We start from the raw sequence: 13471 nt of genomic DNA on the forward strand, positions 1-13471 counted from the left end.
TCTAACGCTCCGCAGGCTCGTTCCAGCTGCTTGAAGATTGCCTCTGGTAATCATAGGGCCTGGAGTCCATCGACAGGTGCAAGGCTTTACCCGTATAAGGCGAGTGGGCCTTGACCACCTCCATATTCAATTCAACGCCCAGACCCGGCTTTTTGGAGGGAATGATGTAACCGTCTTGCCACTCGATCTTCTCCTGCAGCACCTCGGCATGAAAGCCATCCCAGCTACCAATGCTTTCCTGAATCAGAAAGTTGGGAGTGGCCGTTGCCAGCTGGATACTGGCGGCAGCGCCAATGGGCCCGTTATACAAATGAGGGGCAATCTGCACGTAATAGGCCTCGGCAATACTGGCAATCTTCTTGGCTTCAAGAATGCCACCCACACGCCCCAGGTTCATTTGCAGAATGGCGGCGGCGCCATTTTTCAACAAGTCATGAAACTCATATTTGCTGGTCAGTCGCTCACCCGTGGCAATCGGAATGCTGGTGTGTTGTGCCACTCTGGACATCGCCTCACTCTGACCCGGAGGGACCGGCTCTTCGAACCACATGGGGTCGTAGGGTTCCAGACGCTTCGCCAGGCGTATAGCCGAGGCTGGCGTCATTTGCCCGTGGGTACCGAACAACAGATCACAGCTATTGCCTACGGCCTCGCGAATACGCCGACAGAAGGTGGCGCTCTTGTCCATGTCTTCCAGCGAAAGCATATGTCCTGAGTAGGCCGTGTAGGGGCCAGCAGGATCAAACTTCAAGGCCGTAAATCCACGCTCCTTGTTCTCTAGGGCACAGTCAACGGCTAATTCAACGTTGTCATAGTCATAGTCGCCGTGCTTGTTTTTCGGGTAGAGATAGGTATAGCAGCGCAGTTTCTCATTCACCATGCCACCAATCAGCTCGTACACCGGCTTGCCTGCCGCCTTGCCGATAATGTCCCAACACGCCATCTCCAGCCCACTGACAATACCCATCATGGTCAGGTCGGGGCGCTGCGTAAAACCACTGGAATAGGCTTGCCGGAAGAAGCGTTCGATATGGTGCGGATCATGCCCCTGCAGACAGCGCTCGAAGACATCACTGATCGCCGGCACCATCACTTTGGGGTGGAAGGTGGCCGCGTAGACCTCCCCGACGCCTTCAATGCCACAATCGGTGCGCAAGGATACGAAGATCCAGTACATACCACCCACGTGGGGAGCGGGTGTTGCTACGACATGTGTCTCGCAAGAAATAATTTTCATCAGAGTGCCTTTTTACGTGCTGTCATTGATTTCAATTTTAGAACTGCCAATGTGCCAATGCCACCCATCAGCGCGATATAGCTGACATGAAGAGCCTCTACCGGGTGAGGACACCAGGCAGAGACGGGTATCGCTCACTCAGTAATTCAGAACAACCAGTCTTGTCTGGGTGTAGTCCAGCATGCCGTGCTTGCCATCATCGCCACCCAGCCCCGAGCGCTTCCAACCGGCGTGATAGCCCTGATACGGATCGGCCGGTGTGCGATTGACATACACCTCACCGGCTTCGATATTGTTGGCAAGCTTCATCGCCGTACGGTAGTTCTCGGTATAGACAACCGAGGCCAGTCCGAACTGATGGTCGTTGGCCAGCTGCAAAGCCTGGTCAGCATCACTGTACTTGAGCACCGGCAGTACGGGGCCAAATATCTCCTCCTGCACGATCTCCATTTCCTGGCGGCAGTTGGTCAGCATTGTCGGTGGGTAGAAATGCCCTGGCCCTTCTGGAATGAAGCCGCCCATCTCAAGCTTTGCGCCATCATCAATCGCGCGCTCAACCATCTGATGAATATTCAGGCGCGAGCTTTCATTGATCAGTGGCCCCATATCACCGGGCTCTACACTGCGATCGCCATACTGGCGTGCCGACATATGCGTGCGCAGTAGCTCGACAAAGCGCTCATAGACCGCTTCATGCACATAGACGCGTTCAATGGCGGTACACAGCTGTCCGCAGTTAGTCGTCTTGGAGGCCACAATCTCCCGTGCCGCCTTTTCCAGATCCGCATCGGCCTCAACGATAGCCGGGCTCTTGCCACCCAGTTCCAGTGAAGACTTGCAGATATTGACCTGGGAATACTCCAGCACCTTGCGGCCCGCACCCACACTACCGGTCAGCGTGATCATGCCTACGGCAGGGTGCGTACAGACCTGTTCGGCAATAGCGTGATCCATGGTCAGAATATTGATCACACCAGCAGGAATGCCTGCCTCAAGCACCGCCTGTGCGATCTCGAAGGCTGAGCCTGGTGTGTTGTTACTGGGTCGAACAACAACCGTATTACCGGTAATCAGTGCTGGGGCGATCTTTCGCAACAGAGTATAGACGGGATAGTTGAAGGGAATCAGACAGGCAATGACACCGATCGGCTCTCGCTGTAACAGCAGGGTCTCATCAGGGGTATCACTGGGAACAATCTCCCCTTCAATCCGACGTGCCCACTCGGCATGATAACGGGTGATATCCCCGGCATATACAGCCTCATTGCAAGCATCCTCCAGGCTCTTGCCAGACTCATCAGCCAGCGCCTGCCCGATCAGCTGCTTGCGTGCCACCAGAGCATCGGCCAGACGGTGCATATAGCCTGCGCGTTCCACACTTGTCAGCTTGCGCCAGTGCTTTTGTGCCGCAGCCGCAAACTGGACAGCCTCGATAGCCTCCTCGGCGGTTGCCAGCTGTACCTGACCAACCAGCTCTTCGGTGGCAGGATTATAGACAGGCAGCGTTTGCGCCTGACTGGACACTACAAATTCGTTATTGACAAAGTTCTGGTCAATGCGCATGACGGGCTCCACAGGATCGATGGCGGCATCCTAAGAGCTGGAAAAACGGGAGTCAATAGAATTTTCACATATAAAATAAGATTTTCATATATGAAAATATTTTGATGAATGATAAGCTGGGATAAATGATTTCAGTCGTGATAGGGCCCATACAAGGACAAACTGTACAGGCTGTTCTCAGCAGATACGGATCAAAAATGGTGCTCTCTCAAACGTTACAGCCATCATCGTCGTCAGCTCACAACCGGGTGTCACCAAGACAGGGGCTTTTGCATTTTTTCCGCTTATGAAAAACAGCTCTATGCAACCCTCAATAAAGTCCAAAGCCCCTGCCGTAGACAGCACGGTGATGATTCTGGATCTACTGGCAGCCACTTCCTACCCGATGACCTTGTCCGAGATCTGCGAACAGACAGGCATTGCCGTGGCAAGCGGTCATCGTCTCGTCAAGACGCTTCTGGATCATCAGCTTGTGGCTCTGGATCCGAGTCGAAAAAGAGCCTATTGCATTGGCTCACGCATTTTTCAGATAGCCTCCACCATCTACAACAAGCAGAGTCTGATCCCCTACTTTCATCCCATTGCCGAGATTCTGAAAAACGAGATCCACAAACCGATCTTTCTGTGTGTCCCTATCGGCAACAGGGTTGTGGTGGTCTCCAAGGTCGAGCATTCAGCCAGCAGCGCTTTCAATATTCACATTGGCCTGACCATGCCCCTGCATCAATCGGCATCCGGCAAGGCCATACTCTCCATGCGCTCCGAGTCATTCCAGCAGGATTATTTCAAGAACGAACAGAGCAGCCACCCCGATAGCAAGCCACTGCTGGAACGCAGCCAGGAGGACATCGTTCGCGCCAAGCGCCTGGGGTATGCAGTCACACAAGGGGAGATCGATAGCCATGTCAGCTGTATCGCCGCCCCCATACTGAACTTGCGTAACGAGCCTGTGGCCGCCATCAGTGCCGCCATCAATGGCGAGCTTCTCAACCGGCAATCGGCCCGGGATTATTCCAAATACCTGGTGCAATCAGTGCGTCAGCTTTCGTCCAGGATTGTTTGAAGCAGACTGAGTGCTGGCTATTGTGCAAGCACCGCTTGCACAAATTCGTTGTCATGCCAAGCCTCTGCGAAGGCCCTCATGTACTTGTGATTACGCGGTGAAAAACCTTTCATGTCCCGAAATACTGCCCGTAAATCCTGCGCTAAGCGCTCGATCACCTTCGAGCCCCATCCTTGATCTGCTTGAAGTACTTGTTAGCCATGCCGTCCTTGTGTCCCAGCTCAATCTCGATAGCCAGCGACTTCTCGACGACCTTTGTTAGCTGTCCGACCGTTACCATGTCGGGCAAGCAAAGATCATCGTCATAGGCATCGGTTTGTGTGATCGTATCGACCACGCCGATAACATAGCCACTACATCTAGCATTTTCACTGTAATAGCTCGAAGATGTCTTGCCAGTTCCGCAGAACTTGGTCATATCGTTGCCAGTGTAGAAGGTCGCATAGCTCGTAGTGGTAGTCAGAGCGAGAGTGAGAGTGAGAGCACCAAGAGATTGGGTTAGGTGTTCATGATGCCTCCTTACTGGGTTTCGAACTGCACAGTCTTCTGTGCCTCTTTTAGTTCCCGCGACTGCCTGACTTGTTCATTCAAGCGCCTGATCTGTAGCCTCTGTTCTTCTAGCTGCTCGTCCAAGCGGCCTATCTCTATCTTCATGCTGTTCGTAATTTCTAGTTCCTTGCGGTCTGCCTGGGTCATCGGACCAGACTCAACGTCACTTGCTAATACGGTTACGCATTCTACATACCTCCTAACCTTCACCGCTTTGTAGTATGGATACTCTCTCTCCACCTGTAACAACGCTTGAATATCAGTTTCCGCCATTGTCTTGATGTCGCCCATAGACTCGCAAGGCTTTCTTCTGCGCACAACTTCTATGTAATAGACTCTCATTTTTTGATGATTGCTCTGATTTGCTTGGTAACTATCGAGGACACGTTAGTTCTCCTTTTTGTTCGCTTAAGTGATGGATCATCGCATGATGCTATAAGAGCTCGCAAAGCACGTCAGGACACTTCTCCTCATTGTTTTCGCCATTCGTGAGTTCCAACTCTCCGAATCCATTTCTTTTGTAGAATCGTCGCGCTCCGTGATTGTCTTGGAACGTCCATAGGCGTACTGGCCGGCCGAGTCCTCCCAGAGCATCTCTCAACAACGACGTGCCTATTCCCTTGCCAACGAGATCAGGGGCGACATACAAGTGATCGATCCAGTCAAGGCCCTCGTCGTGTGAGGTCGCGACCATGCCGACGACGGCACTGTCTAGTGTGGCGACGCGCACCTTACCCCCGGGCATTAGCACATCCCGAATCCAACGTCGAACGCCATCGTTAGCGTGCGCAAGCGGTGCGAAGGCGACGTGCCGCTCGCGCGAGCCGATGTTTGTGCGCAGCCCTGGCCATGTTTCAGTTCAAATGGCCCTCCCTGCTGCAGTTCGATGAAGCTGGCCACGACGACGAGACTATCCGCGGTAACTGCGTCGACTCTATGGGCTAGACGATGTCGCTTCGGAGAGCTACCGGAGTGCTTCAAACAACGTTACGGCAGTATCGAAGTGGGCAATCGGGGCGGGATCATCACCTGACACTACTGTCGATGAGCGTCCACATACTCCCATACCCGGGAGATCACCACCGAGCCTTCGCCCACTGCCGAAGCCACCCGCTTGATTGAACCGGAGCGCACATCTCCAACAGCGAAAATGCCATCGTGCGAAGTTTCATAGGAGGAGGCCCGGCGCACATCAGAACCCGTCATCACGAAACCGCGCTCATCAAGTTCCACGCAACCGTTCAACCAACGGGTATTGGGTGCAGCCCCCACCATGACAAAGACACCCCGGGTCTCTATTCGCCTGGTCTGGCCACTGGTGCGATCAAGGACATCGATCGCCTCCAGATGCTCATCGCCATAAACAGCACTCATCTGCGCGCCGAAATGGATTTTTATGCGAGGGTCACTTGACAGCCGATGAGAAAGATAATCGGACATGGATGCCGCTAGCGACTCTCCACGTACCAGCAGATGAACGCAGTTGACCGTGCGCGACAGGAACATGGCAGCCTGGCCTGCAGAATTGCCCCCACCGATAATCACCGCATCCGTGTTGCTACACCAGCGTGACTCGACCGAAGTTGCCGCATAGTAGATACCCAGGCCTTCAAAACGTTCCAGATCCGGTATTGGCAATCGGCGGTACTGCACACCAGTTGCCACCACCACGGCATGAGCACGCACCACTTGCTCATCCTCGAGCGTGATCTGAAAGACACCATCCTTGCCCTGCTTCAGAGAGGTAACTTGTGAAGGCACAGTGAAACGGGTACCAAATTTCATGGCCTGCAGCTCACCTCGCCAGATCAGATCACCTCCCGAAATACCGGTGGGAAAGCCCAGGTAATTTTCAATGCGACTGGAGGTGCCTGCCTGACCACCAATAGCCATGCCCTCGACAACCAATGCAGACAAGCCTTCGGCCCCTGCATAGACGCCAGCGGCCACCCCTGAGGGTCCGCCGCCAACGATGACGACATCCATCAATTCGCAATGGCCAAACTCGATGCTAAGACCGATCTGCCTTGCAATCTTGCGCGGAGTCGGCTCCTCGATCACCTCATTCTTACCAAGGATGACGGCTGGCCTCCCAAGCTCGATGCCACACCGGGTGGCGATCTGTGCCGCTTCGGGCTCACCGATTGACAGCGAGCGAACCGGAATCCGGTTACGATCGGCAAAAGCTGCAATCTGGCGAATATTGCGATCGATCTCAGCACCCAGCAGCGTCAATCCAATATCGTTAGCCTCCAGGAACCGCCGCCGGCGTGCAGCGAATACGGTGACAATCCGATCACTGAGCTCGGGTATACGGCTCATCAGTCGCAGCATGTCGGGCCGCGGCACCCCGATCAGCTGGCTGCGACATACAGCGCGTGCACTGACCATTTGTCTGCCGCCCGAGAGAAACGAAATATCACCGATGTACTGTCCCTCTCGCAGTGTTGAGTCGCCATAGCGAGCATCGGTTGCAGGATCAACAATTTCGATTTCTCCCTGCTCGACGTACCAGAACGTATCGATCGGATCGCCCAGGGATATAGGGCACTCGCCCGCTTCAAAGACCTGGCACCGACCCACTTTTCGCATCGCCTCGATATGCTCGTCGGCAAGCGGTGTACGGATCATTGTTTTCAGATCTTCGGCCAGTGATTCCATGAGTCCTTTGGGTCTATCAATACAATATCGGGAAGGCCTCAGACTCGCACAGTCACTGCGTATTGTCCAACTGACAACCAGGGTGCGGAAGTTTGCTGATTAGGCCGCTCTGGGTCCCCAGAGAATGATAGCGGCACCCAGCAGACACAGAGTGGCGCCGGCAAGATCCCAACGGTCGGCCCGCACGCCCTCAACCGCCCATAGCCACAGCAGAGAGGTAGCTATATAGACACCCCCATAGGCAGCATAGGCTCGTCCGGCAAAATCAGCCTCAACACGGGTGAGCAGATAGGCGAACACGGCAAGCGCCAACAAGCCAGGGATAAGCCAGAAAACCGATTTTCCGAGCCGCAACCAGGCCCAGAAGGAGAAGCAACCAGCGATTTCGGCAAGAGCCGCACCCAAATATAGAAATAGAGTCGTCACGGAGTTGACCTGGTTGTTGATCAGAGGATCGGCGATCGGTCATGATACAAGACAGGCTATCACCTGATAAGCATCCAGACGGCCATGACCATCATCATGATATTTTCAGTCAGCGAAATAAAACCAAGTGGCACATTGCTGTCACCACCGACACAGGCGCATTTAAGCTCTCGCTTGTCGATATAAACAGCCTTGACTACCGACACTGCTCCCACGGTACCAATAAACAGCGCCACGGGTATGGCGAGCCAGAGCAGCGCACCTGCGATCATCAAAATACCGGCCAGAGCTTCTCCGAAAGGATAGACATAGGCATACCGGACGACACGCTTGGCCAGCAAGTCGTAACCGAGAAACATATTCGAAAAACTCTCAAGATTCTGCAGCTTCTGAATCGCCAGAATACACATGCTGATCGCAATGAAGAATTCAAAGCTGCGCATGGTCATAATCGACCCTGAAAGAGCCCAGTTTGTTGCCAGCGCCATCAAAAAGGCCACGCTAAAGATGGCGATAACAGGCTTGTAGCTGGTGCTCTCGGTGTCCTGTACAGGCATATCCAGATGTCGGCGCAATGCCTCGTAGCCACCAATCCGCGTATTGTTGATAAATATTTGCGGTGTCGTCTTGACCTGTTGTTCTTCCTTGAAACTGTCAGCCTCTGATCGAGAAGTCAGGCGTTGGTCATCAACCTGGTACCCCTTGCGTTCAAGAAGGTCTTTCGCCTTCAGTCCGAACGGACATACATGCTCGTCCGTCACCATCCGGAAAAGAGTGGCTTTCTGTTTAACTACTGTTGACATGGATTTACTCCTCAATTGAGCATTTCGCTTCACAGCGTGAAGTATTCGAAAATACCTATTCCTCGTGCAGATCTACAACACAGCAGGCATGCCTGAAACAGCCTGCGTTCTATTGTTGTAATCTGATTGCCAGTGGGTCGTATCTTCTGGCCCGCCTGGCTACTTCATTCCAATACTGTTGACCACTTTAGTTGCATTCTCTACCCGATTTGCCAGCTCCTCAAGCTCGCCATTTTCGAAAGGACCTTTCACGAATCCCTGAAGTGTAATGACGCCCTCATCACTCATAGTGACGTTGACACGAGGGTAGCTGATTAACCTGTCCTGAAAATCCTGCCAGCTGATATGCGAATCCATTTTCACGGCTTGCTCAATCGGCGCCGGCTCTTCGATCAACGCATCCTCTGCATTGACAACATTGAACATCAGTGACAGAAGCAGCACGGTGGAGGCGGTTATTACTTTCATTAGTCTATATCCTCTAAAAATTTATAGATGATTGCAGATGCGGCATACCTCACCTGCTTGGAGGCGATCGCACAAAAACCTGGAAGGGTCATGGCGTCGTTGCATACATGTTAGGCCAGCAACCTGACAAACAATCGACATCAGGATGACAATTGCAATCATTACATGAGGCACAGCCGTGCTGGATGCTTGTCTCAAGCATGAAATCTAAAACGGCGCTCCAAATTGCTATTTTTACAGACAGTTAATGACACTTATTAAATTATTTAATACAAGCATGTCATATCTGGATATCAGAAATTAATTTCCCCTGGCAATCGATTCCAGCCGGTGGAAGGTCAATCACTATCGCCTCGATCAGTAATTTTCATACTGCCTCAAGAGGACCAACTCGGTCCTCGAGCTGATGGGTAACTTCATTTTTACAAATATTTCCTACTTGAACAGGGCCTTTGGGTTTGTCTCTTACCATTAGCGCTGAGTCCACAACACAACTCTGCTCAAACAAGATGGAGATAAAAAATGTCTAAGTACGCCAGATTTTTTTTGATGATTGCAACCTCGACCCTTGTGATGTTCGGTCTGATGTATCTGAACACCTATCAAACGGATCATCTTTTTTTCAGTGAAACGCGTTTGTACATGGCCTTTTACATGGGAGCTGCGATGGCCGTCATCATGTTGCTCTTCATGCTGAAAATGTACACATCAGCAGCTAAAAACAGCGCAATTTTCGTGACTGCAATCGTCATTTTTTCAGGCTCATTATGGCTGCTGCGCAGTCAATCTACCGTAGAGGACGTGTCATGGATGAAAGCGATGATACCGCACCATTCTATCGCCATACTGACCAGCAGCCGAGCTAACATCAGCGATCCCCGAGTGAAGGATTTAGCCAACAGGATCGTCGAGGCACAGAAGAAGGAAATCGATGAGATGAAGCAACTGATAGAGGGTCTGAGCCAATAGTCTGCGCAGAGCCTCTGACAGTCTATCGGAGCTCTTCATCCGGTGCCGACACAGCATCCTGCCCTCGGTGCCTGGCCAGGGTGAACCCTATACATGTCAATCCATTCTCCGAGCGAGCGAAGTGATGACCGCCATGCATACGGGCGATAGCGGCAACAATGGACAGACCCAGACCATGGTGTTTTTCTGACAACGAACGAGCGATATCAGAGCGATAGAAACGATTGAAGATCAGTGCTAGCGCCTGTGAGTCGATCGTCTGTCCACGATTGCACACCGAGACACTTATGCAATCCTCTTTCAATAGCGAGATTGTGACCTGTATTCTTGATTCCGGCGTTGCGTATTCACTGGCGTTACCCAGAAGATTGGATAAAGCACGCTTTAGCAACGAGACATCGAATTCACCATTGGCATCGCCTTTTACCTGGACCTCAAGCTCAGACTCTGACAACAACGCTTCATGGTAATCGATCACTTCTGAGGCTATCTGCGCAATGCTGCCTACTTTCTCGCAGCGAGCCTGAGAGCCTCGCTCAGCCTTGGACAGAAACAGCATGCTGCGTATGATTTCAGACATACGATGCAATTCTTCCAGATTCGAGCCTACTACGGCACCCTCGACCAGCCCCTTTTGCATCGTTCGTAGCGACAGCTCCGAACTGGTAATCAGGTTGGTTAACGGTGTGTTCAATTCATGTGCAACATCGGCATTGAAATTTTCCAGCTGTTTGTAAGAACTGGACAAACGTTCAAGCAGGTCGTTGAATTGCAATACCAGCGGTTGTAATTCCGTCGGCAGCGATGAGCCATCCAATCGGGACTCAAGGGTACTGGCTGTCAGCTGGTCAATCTGTTCCACCAGACTATCGACCGATTTCAATTCATGCCGAACGATCCAGTAAACACCGTAGACTACCGCTATTGTCGCCAGCAATGAGGCCACGGTTAACGCAAAGACCAACCAGTGCAGCAGCTCGTCGTCGGCGTGCTGATTAACACTGATAGTCACCAGGCCCGGCTGTGTATCACCACCAAAGGCTGGCACCACAAAGCTCACCTCTTTGACATCGGGATCTCCTGCAAAAGTGTCGTCACCCTCATAGACAACAGGGCCGTTCTGATACCGGAGAGCGACTTGAAGCTCTTGATGCCCTGCCAGAAAATCGTCCAGCTGATGACGCAGTTCGTCCATATTCGGGTCCAGTCTGGACTCAACCATCAGGTGTTCGATAATGTCCTGCTTCTCAAGCAGGCTGCTGGCTTGACGGGAAGTAAGATAGTTTGCAATGACCAGATAGACCACCAGAGAAACCAGTGTAAAGCTGATCAATACCTGCAGTGCCAACCAGCGTGAGAGTCGCTGACCTAATGAGAGTGAATTTGAGCTAGCAAGCTTCACAGCGCAGAACGATCTTCCAGCACATAACCCATACCCCGTTCGGTATGTAAAAGCGTGTGCTCAAAGGGCACATCCAACTTGGTACGCAGTCGTCGTATGGCCACTTCGACCATATTCGTATTGCTATCAAAGTTCATATCCCAGACCTGCTCTGCAAGAGAGGTACGTGAAATCACTTCGCCTTTTCTGCGTAGAAGCAAGATGAGCAATGTGAACTCTTTAGCGGTGAGTGCCAATGGCTGACCTGCCCGGGTCGCTTTGCGCCGAACCAGATCCACCTCCAGATCAGCCAGGTTCAGCTTTGTGGCTTCTGAAGGCTTTTCTGCCAGGGAGGAGCCGCGTCGGGTAATCACCTGCAATCTGGCCACCAACTCACTGAAGGCGAAGGGTTTGACCAGATAGTCATCGGCTCCTGACTTCAACCCCTCAACTCGATCCTCTACGCCACCAACCGCTGTCAACATCAGTACAGGGGTCGATTTTTTACTACGTAACGCTGACAATAATGCCATGCCATCAAGCCCAGGCAGCATACGATCAAGCACAATGACGTCATATTCGCCTTCGAGTGCCAGATGTAACCCTTCCAAGCCATCGTTGGCGACATCGACCACGAACCCTTCGGCGTTCAACCCCTTCCGAAGATACTCTGCGAGCTTGGCCTCATCCTCTACCACCAGCAGCTTCATCGGTTTGATCTCACGTGTTCTTGTATTTCCAATTTCAACGGCAAAAAAAGAGCCAATCAGGATATTAAATTTACCAGTCGCAAGCTTACACGTATGTAGCCGTCCAACGGCACCTGATCAGGCTCGATCTCTTCTTCTGTTGCTGTCGGAGCGGATCATTTGCGCGATTTTGGCGGCCATATCGAGCATTGCCCGAACCGCCTTCCCCATCCCCTCGCAAGCACGTAACTCCATGACCTGCCCCAGCAACACCAAGGTGACGATCACGGCAGCCACCTCGAAAAACACGCCGACCTGACCATTGGTAGACAGTACCAGCAGCGGTACGCTCAACCCGATACCCACCCACAATCGCCGTGTAATGTCGTGCAGCTCCGAATCAGGCCCCTCACCTTGCAGGCCGACACACTCAAGCCCCATGCTGCAAAGAGGACAGGCGCCAGGTCCAGGGTGACGAACCTCAGAATGCATTGAACAGGTGTAGATGGCACCAACATAGCCTTCTGGTAGCACATCAAACTCGCCACTCTTCTCCTTCATATGCATTGCAGTAGCTCATGTCCGACCCAGCCATCCTCGGATGACAACAAGAATCAAATCACCGTGCTTCACAACAAGCGATCTGTTATCTATCAGCAGTATATGAAGTGCGTCTTACCGACAGCTAACTCAGTGATTACATTCCTGACGGTTACGCACTCTCAGGCTCTACTCAGTGTTGCAAGAGTCATACGAATGTAATCTCAATGAACTCTAAATGACAGGCTACAAACACTATCGTAGATGGCGGTAACACCGTAATTTTTTGACTTAACCTTTGTTTCGGAGAATCGCCATGAAAAAATTAACATCCGCTTCAGTCGTCGCCTTACTGGTACTCGCAAGCCCCACTTACGCCTCTCATGACCTGGCAAAGCCTCCTGCTGAGCAGGCACCGGTCGACAACCATATTTCATGGCATGAGTTCCGACACGAGCTGGGCTCCTATCCTGGAGTAACGGCAACAATTGATCATCACGGCGTCATTACACTGGCCGGGCATACCGACTCGTCTCCTGAAAAGCAGAGAATAAGCAATCTGGCCACTCAAGTCAGAGGAACGATCGAAGTGAATAATCTTATCGGCACCGACTGAACCCATTGACATGGATTCCACCTCAAACGTCCTGGCTTGCAAGATGGATCCCGGTTGATCGGATGAAGCGGATATTCGTGTACTGACAAATGCACGGATAGTCACCATGGATTCGGCTCACCCACGGGCCGAAGCCATGGCCTGGGACTCGGCAGGCGTCATTCTGGCAATAGGCATGGAATCCGAGGTGCTATCGGCCATTGGTCATGACTATGAGATGACAAGCGCAGAAGGAAATCTCGCTCTACTAGGGTTCGTTGACACTCATGTACATGTCCCCGAAGCCGGTATTAACGAAAGTCTCTGCTTTCTCCCCCCCGGCGAAGGCATAGACGTCTATGAGACTTTAAATAGCGGAGTGCGCCGAGAAGCAGCGCACTGATGACTGGGTTCGCGCAGCGGGTGCAACGCTATTTCTCCTTGCGTGATTCACCGGATGAATTTCCATGCCATTGGCGATCGAGCAGTGCGCCTGGCATTGGATTCGATCGAAGCATTGGGCGATC

At 52.3% G+C, this 13471-nt stretch carries 17 protein-coding genes; 4 read left to right on the forward strand and 13 right to left on the reverse strand.

Features of this window, described 5'->3' with window-relative positions; genetic code table 11:
* Position 1: 1 nt before the first annotated feature.
* On the reverse strand, positions 2-1237 hold the full coding sequence (locus tag IMCC3135_RS17835) for a mandelate racemase/muconate lactonizing enzyme family protein (RefSeq protein ID WP_088918834.1): 1236 nt from the start codon (positions 1235-1237) through the stop codon (positions 2-4).
* 138 nt (positions 1238-1375) lie between these two features.
* A complete protein-coding gene (aldA, locus tag IMCC3135_RS17840) occupies positions 1376-2800 on the reverse strand; it encodes an aldehyde dehydrogenase (RefSeq protein WP_088918835.1) in 1425 nt (474 codons plus the stop codon).
* 301 nt (positions 2801-3101) lie between these two features.
* Between aldA and IMCC3135_RS17845 the strand changes: the two genes are divergently transcribed.
* Positions 3102-3863: an IclR family transcriptional regulator gene (locus tag IMCC3135_RS17845; protein ID WP_088918836.1), complete on the forward strand. Its 762-nt coding sequence runs from the start codon at positions 3102-3104 to the stop codon at positions 3861-3863.
* A gap of 17 nt (positions 3864-3880) precedes the next feature.
* Here the strand turns inward: IMCC3135_RS17845 and IMCC3135_RS17850 are convergent, their stop codons facing one another.
* The 8 genes from IMCC3135_RS17850 to IMCC3135_RS17885 form a co-directional block, all read right to left on the reverse strand.
* The gene (locus IMCC3135_RS17850) at positions 3881-4021 is read right to left on the reverse strand and encodes a DUF1016 N-terminal domain-containing protein (protein ID WP_205737591.1); all 141 of its coding nucleotides are present in this window, start codon (positions 4019-4021) and stop codon (positions 3881-3883) included.
* Complete coding sequence (locus tag IMCC3135_RS34530) at positions 4018-4281, reverse strand: Rap1a/Tai family immunity protein (RefSeq protein WP_088918837.1); 264 nt, start codon at positions 4279-4281, stop codon at positions 4018-4020. The genes IMCC3135_RS17850 and IMCC3135_RS34530 overlap by 4 nt, the downstream gene beginning before the upstream one ends.
* A 101-nt stretch (positions 4282-4382) precedes the next feature.
* Positions 4383-4754 (reverse strand): hypothetical protein, encoded by a 372-nt coding sequence (locus tag IMCC3135_RS17860; RefSeq protein WP_088918838.1) that lies wholly within the window; start codon positions 4752-4754, stop codon positions 4383-4385.
* Between the two features lie 91 nt (positions 4755-4845).
* Positions 4846-5163, reverse strand: a complete 318-nt coding sequence (locus tag IMCC3135_RS35590) for a GNAT family N-acetyltransferase (protein ID WP_418251400.1) — start codon at positions 5161-5163, stop codon at positions 4846-4848.
* Between the two features lie 284 nt (positions 5164-5447).
* A complete protein-coding gene (locus IMCC3135_RS17870; RefSeq protein ID WP_088918840.1) occupies positions 5448-7073 on the reverse strand; it encodes an FAD-dependent oxidoreductase in 1626 nt (541 codons plus the stop codon).
* A 99-nt stretch (positions 7074-7172) separates the two neighbouring features.
* Positions 7173-7499, reverse strand: a complete 327-nt coding sequence (locus IMCC3135_RS17875; RefSeq protein WP_088918841.1) for a YnfA family protein — start codon at positions 7497-7499, stop codon at positions 7173-7175.
* 59 nt (positions 7500-7558) lie between these two features.
* The gene (locus IMCC3135_RS17880; protein ID WP_088918842.1) at positions 7559-8302 is read right to left on the reverse strand and encodes a MauE/DoxX family redox-associated membrane protein; all 744 of its coding nucleotides are present in this window, start codon (positions 8300-8302) and stop codon (positions 7559-7561) included.
* Between the two features lie 159 nt (positions 8303-8461).
* Positions 8462-8770, reverse strand: coding sequence for a BON domain-containing protein (locus tag IMCC3135_RS17885; RefSeq protein ID WP_088918843.1), 309 nt, complete (start codon positions 8768-8770; stop codon positions 8462-8464).
* A gap of 522 nt (positions 8771-9292) precedes the next feature.
* On the opposite strand from IMCC3135_RS17885, the gene IMCC3135_RS17890 reads away from it, so the two are divergent.
* Positions 9293-9739, forward strand: a complete 447-nt coding sequence (locus IMCC3135_RS17890; protein WP_088918844.1) for a DUF305 domain-containing protein — start codon at positions 9293-9295, stop codon at positions 9737-9739.
* A gap of 22 nt (positions 9740-9761) precedes the next feature.
* On the opposite strand, the gene IMCC3135_RS17895 is transcribed toward IMCC3135_RS17890, so the two are convergent.
* The 3 genes from IMCC3135_RS17895 to IMCC3135_RS17905 form a co-directional block, all read right to left on the reverse strand.
* The gene (locus IMCC3135_RS17895; protein ID WP_088918845.1) at positions 9762-11141 is read right to left on the reverse strand and encodes a heavy metal sensor histidine kinase; all 1380 of its coding nucleotides are present in this window, start codon (positions 11139-11141) and stop codon (positions 9762-9764) included.
* Positions 11138-11830, reverse strand: coding sequence for a heavy metal response regulator transcription factor (locus IMCC3135_RS17900; protein WP_088918846.1), 693 nt, complete (start codon positions 11828-11830; stop codon positions 11138-11140). The genes IMCC3135_RS17895 and IMCC3135_RS17900 overlap by 4 nt, the downstream gene beginning before the upstream one ends.
* Before the next feature lie 117 nt (positions 11831-11947).
* Positions 11948-12376 carry a heavy metal-binding domain-containing protein gene (locus tag IMCC3135_RS17905; RefSeq protein ID WP_169727383.1) on the reverse strand — a complete coding sequence of 143 codons (429 nt, stop codon included), beginning with the start codon at positions 12374-12376 and terminating at the stop codon, positions 11948-11950.
* Between the two features lie 289 nt (positions 12377-12665).
* On the opposite strand from IMCC3135_RS17905, the gene IMCC3135_RS17910 reads away from it, so the two are divergent.
* Together IMCC3135_RS17910 and IMCC3135_RS17915 are read left to right on the forward strand one after the other, a co-directional pair.
* Positions 12666-12965 (forward strand): BON domain-containing protein, encoded by a 300-nt coding sequence (locus IMCC3135_RS17910; protein WP_088918847.1) that lies wholly within the window; start codon positions 12666-12668, stop codon positions 12963-12965.
* Positions 12966-13071: 106 nt separating this feature from the next.
* On the forward strand, positions 13072-13347 hold the full coding sequence (locus tag IMCC3135_RS17915; protein ID WP_088918848.1) for a hypothetical protein: 276 nt from the start codon (positions 13072-13074) through the stop codon (positions 13345-13347).
* Positions 13348-13471: the final 124 nt, after the last annotated feature.

Source organism: Granulosicoccus antarcticus IMCC3135 (assembly GCF_002215215.1).
Classification (GTDB): Bacteria; Pseudomonadota; Gammaproteobacteria; order Granulosicoccales; family Granulosicoccaceae; genus Granulosicoccus; species Granulosicoccus antarcticus.

What these genes read in the sequence shown, in the direction of transcription:
- IMCC3135_RS17860 (WP_088918838.1), bottom strand. Translation starts at nt 4,754, where the DNA reads ATGAGAGTCTATTACATAGAAGTTGTGCGCAGAAGAAAGCCTTGCGAG.
- IMCC3135_RS17890 (WP_088918844.1), top strand. Translation starts at nt 9,293, where the DNA reads ATGTCTAAGTACGCCAGATTTTTTTTGATGATTGCAACCTCGACCCTT.
- IMCC3135_RS34530 (WP_088918837.1), bottom strand. Translation starts at nt 4,281, where the DNA reads ATGACCAAGTTCTGCGGAACTGGCAAGACATCTTCGAGCTATTACAGT.
- IMCC3135_RS17880 (WP_088918842.1), bottom strand. Translation starts at nt 8,302, where the DNA reads ATGTCAACAGTAGTTAAACAGAAAGCCACTCTTTTCCGGATGGTGACG.
- IMCC3135_RS17835 (WP_088918834.1), bottom strand. Translation starts at nt 1,237, where the DNA reads ATGAAAATTATTTCTTGCGAGACACATGTCGTAGCAACACCCGCTCCC.
- IMCC3135_RS17845 (WP_088918836.1), top strand. Translation starts at nt 3,102, where the DNA reads ATGCAACCCTCAATAAAGTCCAAAGCCCCTGCCGTAGACAGCACGGTG.
- IMCC3135_RS17915 (WP_088918848.1), top strand. Translation starts at nt 13,072, where the DNA reads ATGGATTCGGCTCACCCACGGGCCGAAGCCATGGCCTGGGACTCGGCA.
- IMCC3135_RS17870 (WP_088918840.1), bottom strand. Translation starts at nt 7,073, where the DNA reads ATGGAATCACTGGCCGAAGATCTGAAAACAATGATCCGTACACCGCTT.
- IMCC3135_RS17885 (WP_088918843.1), bottom strand. Translation starts at nt 8,770, where the DNA reads ATGAAAGTAATAACCGCCTCCACCGTGCTGCTTCTGTCACTGATGTTC.
- IMCC3135_RS17905 (WP_169727383.1), bottom strand. Translation starts at nt 12,376, where the DNA reads ATGCATATGAAGGAGAAGAGTGGCGAGTTTGATGTGCTACCAGAAGGC.
- aldA (WP_088918835.1), bottom strand. Translation starts at nt 2,800, where the DNA reads ATGCGCATTGACCAGAACTTTGTCAATAACGAATTTGTAGTGTCCAGT.
- IMCC3135_RS17900 (WP_088918846.1), bottom strand. Translation starts at nt 11,830, where the DNA reads ATGAAGCTGCTGGTGGTAGAGGATGAGGCCAAGCTCGCAGAGTATCTT.
- IMCC3135_RS17910 (WP_088918847.1), top strand. Translation starts at nt 12,666, where the DNA reads ATGAAAAAATTAACATCCGCTTCAGTCGTCGCCTTACTGGTACTCGCA.